The organism is Acinetobacter sp. YH01022 (genome assembly GCF_013420235.1).
GTDB lineage: Bacteria > Pseudomonadota > Gammaproteobacteria > Pseudomonadales > Moraxellaceae > Acinetobacter.
On the sequence record NZ_VOYP01000012.1, the window covers coordinates 46,252 to 59,609 of the forward strand.

A 13,358-nucleotide genomic window follows, 5' to 3' on the forward strand; every position below is an offset into this window, starting at 1 on the left:
GGATTACATGCTCAGTCGTCAATTAGAAGTATCATTACGTTTGGCTGTAAGCATGGCTCGTCAAAAGAGACATGAGTTTCTCACGGTTGAACATTTATTGTTGGCTTTACTTGATAATGACTCTGCAGTAAATGCGTTAAAAGCATGTGGTGCGGACATTATCGTTCTTCGCAAGGAACTGGAAGAATATGTTGAGCAACACACCCCTAAATTAAGCGAACATAGTGATCAGGCACCACATCCGACGGAAAGCTTTGATCGTATTCTGCAACGTGCGATTTTCCATGTGCAATCAAGTGGTGGAGATCGAACTGTTGAAGGTGCAGACATTCTTGTTGCGATGTATTCTGAACGTGATTCTTTTGCGGTTTACTTGCTTAAACGTCATCAAATTAATCGTTTAACATTAACTCAATATTTATCGCATGGTACACGTAAAGAAGACGTACAGGCTGAAGAGGAAGTGGAAGAGCTGGATGGAGAAACATCGAGTTCTTCAAATGCAGGCCCACTCGATCTATATACCACTAACTTGAATGCAGAAGCGCAAAAAGGTAAAACCGATCCTTTGATCGGGCGTGAAAAAGAAATTGAACGTGCAGCACAGATTTTATGTCGTCGCCGTAAAAACAATCCTTTGCTGGTTGGTGATCCGGGGGTTGGTAAAACCTCGATTGCAGAAGGACTGGCTTGGCTGATTGTTAATGGTAAAGCACCGAAGCCATTAGCCCATGCAGAAATATATAGTCTGGATATTGGAGCTCTGGTTGCAGGAACCAAGTACCGTGGTGACTTTGAAAAACGCTTGAAACAACTCTTGAATGCGTTGAAAAAGAAACCAGAAGCCGTGTTATTTATTGATGAAATTCACATGATTATTGGGGCTGGTTCAAGCATGGGCAGCACCATGGATGCATCAAACTTAATTAAACCGGCTTTATCGAATGGTTCGTTACGTTGTATTGGTTCAACCACGTTCCAAGAGTATCGCCAAGTCTTTGAAAAAGATCATGCCTTGTCACGTCGTTTTCAGAAAATTGATGTCAATGAACCTTCAATTTCGGAAACCATTGATATTTTACGTGGCTTGAAATCGAAGTTTGAAGATTTTCATCATGTCAAATATGATGATAAAGCGCTGGTTTCAGCGGTAGAGCTATCAGCCAAGTTTATTAATGACCGTTTCTTGCCAGATAAAGCAATTGATGTAATTGATGAAGCAGGTGCTCAGCGCCGTTTGAAAGCCGAGCAAGACGATACGTTAATCACGGTTGAAAATATTGAAGATATCATCTCCAAGATTGCCCGTATTCCGCCGAAAACAGTATCGAAAGATGATAAAACGGTGCTTTCAAATCTGGAGCGTGATCTTAAACGTGTGGTCTTTGGTCAGGATGAAGCCATTGAAGCACTTGGTTCTGCAATTAAATTGTCGCGTGCTGGCTTGAAATCACCGGAGAAACCTGTGGGTAGCTTTGTGTTTGCAGGCCCAACCGGGGTAGGTAAAACCGAAGTCACCAAACAGTTGGCAAAATTACTGGGTGTGGAACTTGTCCGTTTCGATATGTCGGAATACATGGAACGTCATGCAGTTTCACGTTTAATTGGTGCACCTCCGGGTTATGTGGGGTTTGATCAGGGCGGTTTGCTGACCGATGCCATTCATAAAAATCCACATTGCGTATTGCTGTTGGATGAAATTGAAAAAGCGCATCCTGATGTGTTTAATTTATTATTGCAGATTATGGATCATGGCTCGTTAACAGATAATAATGGTCGCAAGTCAGATTTCCGTAATGTGATTCTGGTTCTTACCACCAATATTGGTGCAGAAAGTATTTCACGTGCCAGCATTGGTTTTAGAGAACAAGATAATAGTAATGACAATCAGGAAGCAATGAAACGCGCATTCTCTCCAGAATTCCGTAACCGTCTGGATGGAGTGATTCAATTCAAGGCATTGCCAACCACAATTATTGAAAATGTCGTGGATAAATTCCTGACTGAACTTCAGGCGCAGTTGGATGATAAAAAAGTCATTCTTGAAGTGGATCAAAGTGCACGTGAATGGATGGCCGAAAATGGCTATGACCGTTTGATGGGTGCTCGTCCAATGCAGCGTCTGATTCAGGAACACCTGAAAAAACCGCTTGCCGAGATGATTCTCTTTGGTGAATTGGCAGAACATGGCGGCAATGTTGCAGTTTCAGTGAAGAAAGAGAATGGCAAAGCAGTCGGTCTTAAACTGGAAGTGTTTGAAGATCAGACTGCGGAACCTGCGTAATTAAAAATAACTCATAAAAAACCCGTGTTCGCACGGGTTTTTATTTGCTTCAATCTAAATTTTTTGTGTTTTACCTCAAGTATGATTTTCAAAATCTTTAGAAAAATGAAATCGGATGTAACCTTTAATTTATGGATATTCAAATTACCAAAGTTTTAAACATGGTCTTTTTATTTCTTGTCACTGCTGTGATGGAAATTCTGGGGTGTTATTTTCCCTATCTTATTTTAAATCAGGGAAAAACTCAGTGGTTTTGGATTCCAGCGGTCCTGGCACTGGCTACATTTGTCTGGTTACTCACTCTACATCCTGCTGCATCGGGACGAATTTACGCAGCCTATGGTGGAATTTATATTTTTACCGCACTGATGTGGTTAAGATTTGTTGATCAGGTGGCATTAAGTCGCTGGGATTTACTGGGCGGAATTGTAGTGATGATTGGGGCAAGCATTATTATTTTACAACCGCAAGGTTTGATACGTTAGTTAGCCTAACGTATCAGACAGCTTTTTAAAAAGAACATTCACTGTTCTTAATCTTAAAGTCATAGTTTTTACTTTCGGATGACAGCTTTAATTCAACATGATAGGGATTTACACGTTGAAATTCATTTTCAAACAACAAGCTGCAGTTCTGCAAAATATTTTTTCTCAGCAGTTTTTTGACTTCCTTTTCACCAACATCTTGGGCAAACTGGGTAAAATCAGGCGTGGTGATAATGCCTTCAATTTTTACCCCATTCGCGCTCATTTGGTATTTTTCCATCAGCATGTTTTGATCGATCTGGAAAGGCAATGTGCGCGAATCTTCATCACTGATGACATCTAAAATCTCATTCAGCGCTTTATGGTCTTTAATTTTATAAGATGAATCCAGAATCTGCTTTTTAACAAAATATTGGTCGAGCTCGGTGGCTTTGGCATGTGCGGTATTAAATATAAGAAAAGTGCTTAAACATAAAAATATTGTTTTAAATGGCATGATCATCATCACTGAGAATACTTATGATTTAAATTAAACAATTTATAGGCATAAAAAAAGCACCCGAAGGTACTTTTTTAGAAAACTTGAGGCTGAAAATTTAATCTTTCTTTAAATTTTCATTAATTAAGAATTCAACCAGTGCTTTTTGTGCATGCAGGCGGTTTTCAGCTTCATCCCAAACCACAGCATTTTTGTGATCAAGCATGTTTTCTGAGATTTCTTCGCCACGGTGAGCTGGCAAGCAGTGCATGAATAAGCAATCTGGGTGAGCAAGGTCCATTAAGCGTTCATTGACCTGATAATCAGCAAAGGCTTGTTCACGGATTTTTTGCTCTTCTTCCTGTCCCATGCTTGCCCAGACATCAGTCACAATCAGATCGGCATTTACCGCAGCATCTTCAGCTGAATCGACAAGTTCGACGCAATGAGCAAACTCAGTCAGAAATTTTTCTTGTGGTTCATAGCCTTTAGGTGCAGCAATTTTTAATTTAAAGCCCCACATGTGTGCAGCTTCAATATAAGAGTTGCACATGTTGTTGCCATCACCAATCCAGGCAACGGTTTTACCTTCAATTGAACCACGGTGTTCAAGGTAAGTTTGCATGTCAGCCAATAGTTGGCAAGGGTGGTGATCATCTGTTAATGCATTGATTACAGGTACTTTTGAATAAGAAGCAAAACGCTCAACGATATCATGGCCGAAAGTACGGATCATTACGATATCCAGCATGCTTGATATTACGCGTGCCGAATCTTCAACTGGCTCACCGCGACCAAGTTGGGAGTCACGTGAAGAAAGAAAGATTGCGCTACCACCGAATTGACTCATGCCAGCTTCAAACGAAACACGTGTACGAGTACTCGATTTTTCAAAAATCATACCCATGACTTTACCAACGAAAGGTTGGAAAACTTCATTGTTATGCTGCTTACGCTTGAGTTCGATCCCGCGTTGCAAAATTTGGTTAAGTTCTAAAGTCGATAAATCACGTAAAGTTAGAAAGTGACGGAGAGCCATCATTTACTCCACAATAACCGCTGAAAATAAATTATCAGTAATTAGTTGCTGGTTGGTTAAGAAAAAAATACGGAATCGGCTAATATACTATATGCGAGACAAATTGCAAAAAATCTAACGGGGTTGATGGCCTTCCAGGAAGCGATCTACACAATAAGTAATGTAATTGATGGTTTCTTGATCATTTTCACGGATTGGCACACCCATAAGTACGCACCATTCAATATTGCGGATAATGCCAAAATACAGTTGAGCAGAATAAATCGGTTGTTTACAGTGAATAATCCCGATCTCATCGGCTTTGGTTAGCGCATTGGCTATGGCGATTTGAATATGCTTTGGACCCTGTTCGTGAATGTAAAGAGCAAGCTGTGGGCTGCGCTGTGTCTGTTCAATAATTAAACGAAGGAAGGCTACATTTTCTGGAAGCATCAAATGTTGCTTAACATTTATCAGGGTTTGGATTAAATAGACACGAAGATCATCTTTACCGTGTTCAAAAGGGATGCAGATATCTTTAAAAAACTGTTCCCGACGATAATCACAAATTGCTTTGAATAAGCCTTCTTTATTGCCAAAGTATTTATAGATTGAAGCCTTAGATCCGCCTGCGTGTTGCACAATATCATCCAGTGATACTGCATCGTAACCACGTTCTAAAAACAGGTCGGTTGCACTGACTAATAATGCCACACATCGCTCATGACCACGCTTGGTTGGTGGTATATCTTTACCTAAAGGAGCTAAATGGGCGATTTTATGCATATTGGATAAAAAACTAACAATTAAATAGGAGGGAGATTGTTATTATAACAAATATATGTAAAGCGTGCTGTGTAGAAGTGTACTCGCGTACGGCATGATTTGAACTGAAAAAGTCATTATTTTAGAAAATAGCTCAAATTTAGCTTATTTAGAATACAAAAAAGCTGTGTTTATCAAAAATAAATAATATCTAATATCACGAAAATTTATTGTGCAATAAATTTGAGAATTATTTGACTAAAGTTATAGAGTAAAAATTCTAAAGAGTCATGGCCAAACAGAGGTTTATGGATATACTCAAACTTCGATAAATAAAGTTAAACTGTGGAAAGGAAGATGACACAACAAATGTCTGCAGGCTTAAGATTTAGACAAGCACTGGAAGTTGAAAAGCCATTACAAATTATCGGCACAGTGAATGCCTATGCAGCCATGATGGCGAAAGAAGTGGGTTATAAAGCCATTTATGTATCGGGCGCAGGAGTTGCCAACTATTCTTACGGATTGCCTGACTTGGGTATGACCAGTTTGGACAATGTTCTGGAAGATGTACGTCGTATCACTGAGCGTGTCGATACGCCTTTACTTGTAGATATTGATACGGGATGGGGCGGAGCATTTAATATCGCCCGTACTGTTAAACAGATGATTGCGGCTGGTGCTGCAGCCGTTCATATTGAAGATCAGGTTGCACAAAAGCGTTGTGGTCACCGTCCAAACAAGGAAATTGTGACCCAGCAGGAAATGGTTGACCGTATTAAAGCAGCGGTGGATGCCAAGACTGATTCAAACTTTGTGGTGATGGCGCGTACCGATGCCTTGCAAAAAGAAGGTTTACAAGCGGTGATTGACCGTGCATGTGCATGTGTTGAAGCTGGTGCGGATGCAATCTTTGCTGAAGCGATGACTGACATTACCATGTATCGTACAGTGTGTGATGCTGTAGGTGTGCCTGTATTGGCAAATATTACCGAATTTGGTGATACGCCTTATTACACCGTAGATGAGTTGGGTGAACAAGGTATTCGTATGGTACTTTATCCACTGTCTGCGACACGTGCAATGCAGAAAGCGGCATTGGAAGTGATGCGTTCTATCCGTGAAAACGGTACGCAAGTGAATGTATTGGACAAGATGCAACAGCGTAAAGAGCTTTACGAGTTTCTTGATTATCATACGTTTGAGAACACTTTAGATAAATTGTTTAAATAAATTTTTTAAATAAATAATTCAAAATGGAGAATTAAAAATGGCTGAAGGAAAAGTACTGACAGGTGCAGGATTACGTGGACAGGTTGCAGGTAAAACCGCACTTTCTACTGTTGGTAAGAGTGGCGCAGGCTTAACCTATCGTGGTTATGATGTGCAGGATCTGGCGGAAAATTGCCAATTTGAAGAAGTGGCTTATCTTATCTTCTTTGGTGAATTGCCAACGACTGAACAGCTTGCGGCTTATAAGGCCAAATTGAAATCTTTACGTCAGCTTCCACAAGCGTTGAAAGAAGTGTTGGAACGCATTCCGGCAGATTCGCATCCGATGGATGTGATGCGTACCGGTGTGTCCATGCTAGGCAACTTGGAAACTGAAAAATCTTTTGATGAGCAGCAAGATGTTGCCGACCGTATTTTGGCGACTTTACCTGCAATTATTTGCTATTGGTATCGTTATAGCCACGATGGCGTGCGCATTGAAGAAAATACCGATGATGATTCAATTGGTGCACAATTCCTGCATTTACTGCGTGGTGAAAAACCGAATGAATTGCATGAACAGGTGATGAATGTGTCGCTGATTCTTTATGCAGAGCATGAATTCAACGCATCTACATTTACTGCGCGCGTGTGTGCATCTACGTTGTCTGATATGCACTCATGTATTACTGGTGCTATTGGTTCACTTCGTGGTCCATTACATGGCGGTGCCAATGAAGCAGCGATGGAAATGATTGAAAACTGGACCTCTCCAGAAGAAGCCGAACGCGAAATGCTGGGTAAGCTGGAGCGTAAAGAAAAGATCATGGGCTTTGGTCATGCAATCTATAAAGACAATGACCCACGTAATGGCATCATCAAAATCTGGTCTGAGCGTTTAGCTCAAGATGTCGGTGATACAGTACTTTACCCGGTATCAGTACGCTGTGAAGAGGTGATGTGGCGCGAGAAGAAATTGTTCTGTAATGCAGACTTCTTCCATGCATCTGCTTACCACTTCATGGGGATTGCAACTAAATTGTTCACACCAATCTTTGTAATGAGCCGTGTAACAGGCTGGGCAGCCCATGTAATGGAACAGCGTGCAGACAACCGTATTATTCGTCCAAGTGCGGATTATACCGGCCCTGAACTGCGTAAAGTGGTTCCAATTGCAGAGCGTACTGTAGCTTAAGATAAAAGCATGAATAAAGCCTCTTCGGAGGCTTTATTTTTTTGCAGTCAGTAAAACTGGATCTTCAATGGTGTAACCTGTTTCAAAAGGAATGCCCAGGTATTTAACCACCGCTAATATCTTCTGTTGCCGGGGAATCTTATAAGCTTGGGATATGCTTAATCCGTGGCGATAATCGATTGCCTGATGGATCTGGCTTTTCAAGCTTTGACTGCTGAGTTGGTATGTATAAGTATATTTCGGAATATATTCTTTCGGATCATAGCAAGATTTTTCTTTAGAGGTGATTTTCTTTAATACCTGAATCTTGATGCTTGATTTAGGTAGTGGTGCAAGAGGGTTAAGCCGCTTTTTAATTTTTACTATTTCCTTATCGAACTGCCGACTATCTTGGTCATAATCAATTTTCTTGGTTTTAGGATTAATATATAGCGAATTCACCTGAATCAGCTTTGCCGGTTGCTGGGTATTTTTAAATTGATAATAATAAAGTTGCGGTAGGCGACCACGACCATCAAGATAATGTTTAAGCAGATAGACTTTTTGCTCTTTGTTTTCATAGCCCAATACTTCGATATTTTGAGGACCACCTACGGTTGCAAAACTGCTGCATGGCAGCAGGATTAATCCGAATGTGAACATTTTGAGTTTAAACATCACTAAACACTCTGAATAAGTTTGATGATTTCATCTGCAATATATTGAGTTAAAACATCAAGGCGTTTTAATGCTGTACCCTCAATAAAATATTGAAAATTGTGTATTTTATTTAAATATAAAATTGAGGTGAAAAATGTGCCTTCAGGTTTATTTTCTGTTGCGCTACCGCCAGGTTTCAGTAAACCCGTGCAAGCAACAATAATATCGGCTTGAGTAAAGAGATTTTTTCCTTGCCTTGCCATTGCTTCTGTGACTTCAGCAGATTCTGCGGTGTATTTTTCTATCAGTTCAGCATCAATATGCAGGATATTGATCTTGATTGAGGGATCATAACTGACCAGCCCACCCAGTAAAATTTCTGCGCCACTGTTTTTGCAAATAGAAAACTGACTGGAAAGATAGCCAGAACTGGCACTTTCAATAAAAGCAATTTTTAACTGATGTGTTTCAAGCAAATCACAACATTGTTTTAGCATAGGTTTGTGTCTCAAAATCAATACTATTTAGTTCAAATTTTTTATCTTGGGTAGACTTCACTCAAAATATGGTGAAAGACAAAAAATCAGTTTTTCATTTTTCGGTTCATGTTTTTTAAATCTATGTTCTTTGTGCTTAACTTTATCTCGATCGTTTTTAAATAAAAATTTTATTTAGAATCTATAAATTATTTTCGATCTCTGGTAAACCACAATAAAAAACCCGCCATAAAGACGGGTCTTTAAAACTGACTGAATTTATTGATCCAATGCAGGTGTTGCCGCAGCAATGGCCGCAGCTACTGCATCATCTTCAGACTGAGCTTCATTATTTGATTTGGCTGGGGCTTCTGAAGCAGGTTTTGGTTGAGCTTTTGGTGCTTCAGCTTGAGCAGTTTCAGTTGTAGTCTGTTGAGGAGCTTCACGCACTTCACGACGAATGACTGTAGTTGTATTTGGCGTTTCTTCACGTTCAACTTCTACCTGCGCTGGAGCTTGAGCGTTGTTATCTTCCATAGCTTCCAAAGGTACAGCTTCTGCAGGCTGATTCATTTGTTCAGTTTGCTCGGTTGTTTCAACCTGTTCTTGCTCATCTTCTTTTGGAGTTTCTTTTTTTACACATGCTGTTAAAAGTAAACTTGCTGCAATAGCACCACAAAGTAAAAGTTTGTTATTCATAATCGCACAAAATAAAGCATTAATTGGATGTTGCTATTATAACAGCAAATACAAATATAAAAATCCTATCAGCTTACCCTAATTTTTTATCGGAAATGCTGATAGAATAACCAATTGTTTATTGTTCTATGAATTGATGCGGAATGACTTTGCTTTATTGGTACAGAGTAAAGTAAAATCGCACAACATTGTAGGCCAATTTAGGCTCCATTGTACGAGAAACTTAATGACCCATTTTATTTTCGTTACTGGTGGTGTTGTATCATCACTAGGTAAAGGTATTTCAGCTGCATCTGTGGCTGCGCTTTTAGAAGCCCGTGGTTTAAAAGTGACCATGGTCAAAATGGATCCATACATTAATGTCGATCCAGGAACGATGAGTCCGTTCCAACACGGTGAAGTTTTTGTCACAGAGGATGGTGCTGAAACTGACTTAGACTTGGGTTATTACGAACGTTTCTTACGTCGTGCGAAAATGACCAAACTGAACAACTTCACATCAGGTCGTGTTTATCAGGATGTTTTAAATAAAGAACGCCGTGGTGACTATCTGGGTGGTACTGTTCAGGTTATTCCACATATTACCGATAATATTAAAGAACGTGTGCTTCGCGCTGGCGAAGGCTATGACGTCGCAATTGTGGAAATTGGCGGAACAGTAGGTGACATCGAATCTCTCCCATTCATGGAATCTGTACGTCAGTTAATGGTAGAGCTTGGTCATAAACGTACCATGTTGATGCACTTGACTTTACTTCCATACATCAAGTCAGCAGCAGAACTGAAAACCAAACCGACTCAGCACTCAGTGAAAGAGTTGTTATCGATTGGTATTCAACCAGATATTTTAATCTGCCGTACCGAGCATGATGTTGATGCAGATACAACCCGTAAAATTGCATTATTCACTAACGTGGAAGCGCGTGCGGTTGTGGTCTGTAAAGATGCACGTACTATTTATCAAATCCCGCGTACGTTCTATGAACAGGATGTTGACGATTTAATTTGTGAACGTTTTGGTTATAACGACCTGCCTGAAGCGGATCTTTCAGACTGGGACAATGTTGTAGAAGCTTTATTAAACCCTGAATACACAGTACGTGTGGCGATGGTAGGTAAATACGTTGAGCTTCCAGATGCATATAAATCTGTAAACGAAGCACTTCTTCATGCGGGCATTAAAAACCGTGTCAAAGTCCAAATTGACTATGTCAATGCTGAAGATCTTGAAAGCCAAGATGTGAATGAAGCGCTTAAAGATGCAGATGCCATTCTGGTTCCGGGCGGTTTTGGTGAGCGTGGTACTGAAGGCAAAATGCTGGCAATTAAATATGCACGTGAAAACGGTGTGCCATTCCTTGGTATCTGTTTAGGTATGCAGTTGGCAGTGATCGAATACGCGCGTAACGTAGCGGGTATCACGGATGCGTCATCCACAGAATTCAACCGTTCAACCAAATCACCTTTAATTGGTTTGATTACCGAATGGCTGGATGAGCGTGGCGAAGTTCAACAGCGTTCTGTAGATTCTGATCTTGGCGGAACCATGCGTCTAGGTGCGCAAAAATCTGAGCTGGTTGCAGGTACAAAAACTGCAGAAGTGTATGGTTCGAATGAAATTATCGAACGTCACCGTCACCGTTATGAAATGAACAACCGTTTCATTCCTGCGCTAGAAGAGAAAGGTCTGAAGATTTCAGGTTATTCACCAGTACAACATTTGGTAGAAACAGTTGAAATTCCTCAACATCCTTGGTTTATTGCTGTACAATTCCACCCGGAATTTACAAGTTCACCACGTGATGGGCACCCATTATTTGCCAGCTTTATTGATGCTGCGAAAAAACAGTACCAAAAAACCAAATAATGGCTGGGCAAGACTAAACTAGGAAAGTTTAAATGTCGCAATTAAAACCACAAGAAATTGTACGTTTAGGCGATATACAAATGGCAAATCACTTGCCATTTGTATTATTCGGCGGAATGAATGTACTTGAGTCAAAAGACCTTGCTTTTGAAATTGCAGAAACTTATGTTGATATCTGCAAACGTCTGGAAATTCCTTACGTGTTTAAAGCAAGTTTTGATAAAGCCAACCGTTCAAGCTTGAACTCTTTCCGTGGCCCAGGCTTGGAAAAAGGGATCGAGTGGTTAGCAGACATTAAAAAACACTTCAATGTACCCATCATTACTGATGTACATGAACCTTATCAGGCTGCACCTGTTGCTGAAGTGGCGGATATTATCCAGCTTCCAGCATTCTTGAGCCGTCAGACTGATCTGGTTGAAGCTATGGCAAAAACCGATGCCATCATCAATATCAAAAAAGCACAATTCCTTGCGCCACACGAAATGCGCCATATTTTGCATAAGTGTCTGGAAGCCGGAAATGACAAGCTGATTCTTTGTGAACGTGGTTCGGCCTTTGGCTATAACAACCTGGTTGTAGATATGCTGGGCTTCGACATCATGAAAGAAATGAATGTGCCTGTATTCTTTGATGTCACCCACGCGCTGCAAACTCCAGGTGGGCGTGCAGATTCTGCGGGCGGTCGCCGTGCGCAAATTACCACTTTGGCTCGTGCGGGTATGGCCACTGGTCTGGCGGGTTTATTCTTGGAAGCTCATCCAGATCCTGAACATGCTAAATGTGATGGTCCTTGTGCACTTCGTATGTCGCAACTGGAGCCATTCTTGGCGCAGCTGAAAGAATTGGATACCTTGGTTAAAGGTTTCAAAAAGTTAGATACACACTAAATCATATACACCTTGATGCCTTCTAAAGCATCGCGTTATTCATCAACTGAGGAATTGTTCATGAGTCAAATCGTTGACATTCGTGCACGTGAAATTTTGGACTCTCGTGGTAACCCAACCATCGAAGCAGACGTAATCTTGGCATCTGGCGTAGTTGGCCGTGCATGTGCACCATCTGGTGCTTCAACTGGTTCTCGTGAAGCTTTAGAACTTCGTGACGGCGATAAAGCACGTTACTTGGGTAAAGGCGTTAAAACTGCAGTTAACAACGTTAACACAGTAATTCGTGACGCATTGTTGGGTAAATCAGTCTTTGAACAAAAAGATATTGATAACACAATGATCGCGCTTGACGGTACAGAAAACAAAGAAAAACTAGGTGCGAACGCAACTCTAGCGGTATCTTTGGCTGCTGCACGTGCTGCTGCTGACGAAAAGAAAATTCCTCTTTTCCAATACATCGCAGACCTTCGTAACAACAGCATTTTAACTATGCCCGTTCCAATGATGAACATCTTGAACGGTGGTTCACACGCAGATAACAACGTTGACATTCAAGAGTTTATGATTGAGCCAGTGGGCTTTACTTCATTCTCTGAAGCGTTACGTGCGGGTGCTGAAATCTTCCATTCTTTAAAATCAGTTTTAAAGAAACAAGGTTTGAATACTGCGGTGGGTGATGAAGGTGGTTTTGCACCAAACTTACGTTCAAATGAAGAAGCGATTACTGTAATCCTTTCTGCGATTGAGCAAACGGGTTATAAAGCGGGTTCTGACATCATGCTTGCACTTGACTGCGCATCTTCAGAATTCTACAAAGATGGTCAGTACATTCTTGCTGGCGAAGGCAACAAAGCATTCACAAGCAACCAGTTCTCTGACTACCTTGCGGGTCTTGTAAACCAATACCCAATCATCTCGATTGAAGATGGCCTGGATGAGTCTGACTGGGAAGGCTGGTCTTACCTGACTTCTATCCTTGGCGACAAGATCCAGTTGGTGGGTGATGACCTGTTCGTAACCAATCCAAAAATCCTTCAACGCGGTATCAATGAGAAAGTTGCTAACTCTATCTTGATCAAATACAACCAGATCGGTACCTTGACTGAAACTCTAGATGCTATCTATCTTGCGAAAGCAAATGGTTACTCTACAGTAATTTCTCACCGTTCAGGCGAAACTGAAGATTCGACTATTGCTGATCTTGCAGTAGGTACAGCAGCGGGTCAAATCAAGACAGGTTCACTTTGCCGTTCTGACCGTGTAGCAAAATATAACCAATTACTTCGTATCGAAGAATTGACTAAAGCTGCATATCGCGGTAAAGCTGAGTTCAAAGGTTTGAACTAA

The 13,358-nt window shown here is 40.9% G+C and carries 13 protein-coding genes; 7 read left to right on the forward strand and 6 right to left on the reverse strand.

The window, feature by feature from the left end:
- Positions 1 to 7 precede the first annotated feature (7 nt).
- Both clpA and FTT87_RS06165 read left to right on the forward strand, forming a co-directional pair.
- Positions 8 to 2,284 carry an ATP-dependent Clp protease ATP-binding subunit ClpA gene (clpA, locus tag FTT87_RS06160; RefSeq protein ID WP_180043419.1) on the forward strand — a complete coding sequence of 759 codons (2,277 nt, stop codon included), beginning with the start codon at positions 8 to 10 and terminating at the stop codon, positions 2,282 to 2,284.
- Positions 2,285 to 2,415: 131 nt separating this feature from the next.
- Complete coding sequence (locus tag FTT87_RS06165; protein WP_180043421.1) at positions 2,416 to 2,769, forward strand: YnfA family protein; 354 nt, start codon at positions 2,416 to 2,418, stop codon at positions 2,767 to 2,769.
- Positions 2,770 to 2,794: 25 nt separating this feature from the next.
- Here the strand turns inward: FTT87_RS06165 and FTT87_RS06170 are convergent, their stop codons facing one another.
- The 3 genes from FTT87_RS06170 to FTT87_RS06180 form a co-directional block, all read right to left on the reverse strand.
- Complete coding sequence (locus FTT87_RS06170) at positions 2,795 to 3,265, reverse strand: hypothetical protein (RefSeq protein WP_180043423.1); 471 nt, start codon at positions 3,263 to 3,265, stop codon at positions 2,795 to 2,797.
- A gap of 100 nt (positions 3,266 to 3,365) precedes the next feature.
- Positions 3,366 to 4,286, reverse strand: coding sequence for an ornithine carbamoyltransferase (gene argF / locus FTT87_RS06175; protein WP_180043425.1), 921 nt, complete (start codon positions 4,284 to 4,286; stop codon positions 3,366 to 3,368).
- A gap of 114 nt (positions 4,287 to 4,400) precedes the next feature.
- Positions 4,401 to 5,051 (reverse strand): TetR/AcrR family transcriptional regulator, encoded by a 651-nt coding sequence (locus FTT87_RS06180; RefSeq protein ID WP_086196325.1) that lies wholly within the window; start codon positions 5,049 to 5,051, stop codon positions 4,401 to 4,403.
- Positions 5,052 to 5,387: 336 nt separating this feature from the next.
- Here FTT87_RS06180 and prpB point away from each other — a divergent pair, with 336 nt between their 5' ends.
- The gene (gene prpB, locus FTT87_RS06185; protein ID WP_086174234.1) at positions 5,388 to 6,263 is read left to right on the forward strand and encodes a methylisocitrate lyase; all 876 of its coding nucleotides are present in this window, start codon (positions 5,388 to 5,390) and stop codon (positions 6,261 to 6,263) included.
- A gap of 37 nt (positions 6,264 to 6,300) precedes the next feature.
- Positions 6,301 to 7,437, forward strand: a complete 1,137-nt coding sequence (gene prpC / locus FTT87_RS06190; RefSeq protein WP_180043427.1) for a 2-methylcitrate synthase — start codon at positions 6,301 to 6,303, stop codon at positions 7,435 to 7,437.
- A 33-nt stretch (positions 7,438 to 7,470) separates the two neighbouring features.
- Here the strand turns inward: prpC and FTT87_RS06195 are convergent, their stop codons facing one another.
- The 3 genes from FTT87_RS06195 to FTT87_RS06205 all read right to left on the reverse strand — a co-directional run bounded on the left by FTT87_RS06195 (position 7,471) and on the right by FTT87_RS06205 (position 9,251).
- Positions 7,471 to 8,094, reverse strand: coding sequence for an aminotransferase (locus FTT87_RS06195; RefSeq protein ID WP_180043429.1), 624 nt, complete (start codon positions 8,092 to 8,094; stop codon positions 7,471 to 7,473).
- Between the two features lie 2 nt (positions 8,095 to 8,096).
- Positions 8,097 to 8,573 carry a CinA family protein gene (locus FTT87_RS06200; RefSeq protein WP_180043431.1) on the reverse strand — a complete coding sequence of 159 codons (477 nt, stop codon included), beginning with the start codon at positions 8,571 to 8,573 and terminating at the stop codon, positions 8,097 to 8,099.
- 258 nt (positions 8,574 to 8,831) lie between these two features.
- Positions 8,832 to 9,251 (reverse strand): internalin, encoded by a 420-nt coding sequence (locus FTT87_RS06205; RefSeq protein WP_180043433.1) that lies wholly within the window; start codon positions 9,249 to 9,251, stop codon positions 8,832 to 8,834.
- A 226-nt stretch (positions 9,252 to 9,477) separates the two neighbouring features.
- On the opposite strand from FTT87_RS06205, the gene FTT87_RS06210 reads away from it, so the two are divergent.
- The 3 genes from FTT87_RS06210 to eno are packed head-to-tail and all read left to right on the forward strand — an operon-like array spanning position 9,478 to position 13,358.
- Positions 9,478 to 11,118, forward strand: coding sequence for a CTP synthase (locus tag FTT87_RS06210; protein WP_180043435.1), 1,641 nt, complete (start codon positions 9,478 to 9,480; stop codon positions 11,116 to 11,118).
- Between the two features lie 32 nt (positions 11,119 to 11,150).
- Positions 11,151 to 12,008 (forward strand): 3-deoxy-8-phosphooctulonate synthase, encoded by an 858-nt coding sequence (kdsA, locus tag FTT87_RS06215; protein WP_086196319.1) that lies wholly within the window; start codon positions 11,151 to 11,153, stop codon positions 12,006 to 12,008.
- Between the two features lie 60 nt (positions 12,009 to 12,068).
- Positions 12,069 to 13,358 (forward strand): phosphopyruvate hydratase, encoded by a 1,290-nt coding sequence (gene eno / locus FTT87_RS06220; protein ID WP_086196318.1) that lies wholly within the window; start codon positions 12,069 to 12,071, stop codon positions 13,356 to 13,358.

Coding starts and splice junctions, on each gene's coding strand:
- clpA (WP_180043419.1), top strand. CDS start 8: ATGCTCAGTCGTCAATTAGAAGTATCATTACGTTTGGCTGTAAGCATG.
- FTT87_RS06165 (WP_180043421.1), top strand. CDS start 2,416: ATGGATATTCAAATTACCAAAGTTTTAAACATGGTCTTTTTATTTCTT.
- FTT87_RS06170 (WP_180043423.1), bottom strand. CDS start 3,265: ATGCCATTTAAAACAATATTTTTATGTTTAAGCACTTTTCTTATATTT.
- argF (WP_180043425.1), bottom strand. CDS start 4,286: ATGGCTCTCCGTCACTTTCTAACTTTACGTGATTTATCGACTTTAGAA.
- FTT87_RS06180 (WP_086196325.1), bottom strand. CDS start 5,051: ATGCATAAAATCGCCCATTTAGCTCCTTTAGGTAAAGATATACCACCA.
- prpB (WP_086174234.1), top strand. CDS start 5,388: ATGACACAACAAATGTCTGCAGGCTTAAGATTTAGACAAGCACTGGAA.
- prpC (WP_180043427.1), top strand. CDS start 6,301: ATGGCTGAAGGAAAAGTACTGACAGGTGCAGGATTACGTGGACAGGTT.
- FTT87_RS06195 (WP_180043429.1), bottom strand. CDS start 8,094: ATGTTTAAACTCAAAATGTTCACATTCGGATTAATCCTGCTGCCATGC.
- FTT87_RS06200 (WP_180043431.1), bottom strand. CDS start 8,573: ATGCTAAAACAATGTTGTGATTTGCTTGAAACACATCAGTTAAAAATT.
- FTT87_RS06205 (WP_180043433.1), bottom strand. CDS start 9,251: ATGAATAACAAACTTTTACTTTGTGGTGCTATTGCAGCAAGTTTACTT.
- FTT87_RS06210 (WP_180043435.1), top strand. CDS start 9,478: ATGACCCATTTTATTTTCGTTACTGGTGGTGTTGTATCATCACTAGGT.
- kdsA (WP_086196319.1), top strand. CDS start 11,151: ATGTCGCAATTAAAACCACAAGAAATTGTACGTTTAGGCGATATACAA.
- eno (WP_086196318.1), top strand. CDS start 12,069: ATGAGTCAAATCGTTGACATTCGTGCACGTGAAATTTTGGACTCTCGT.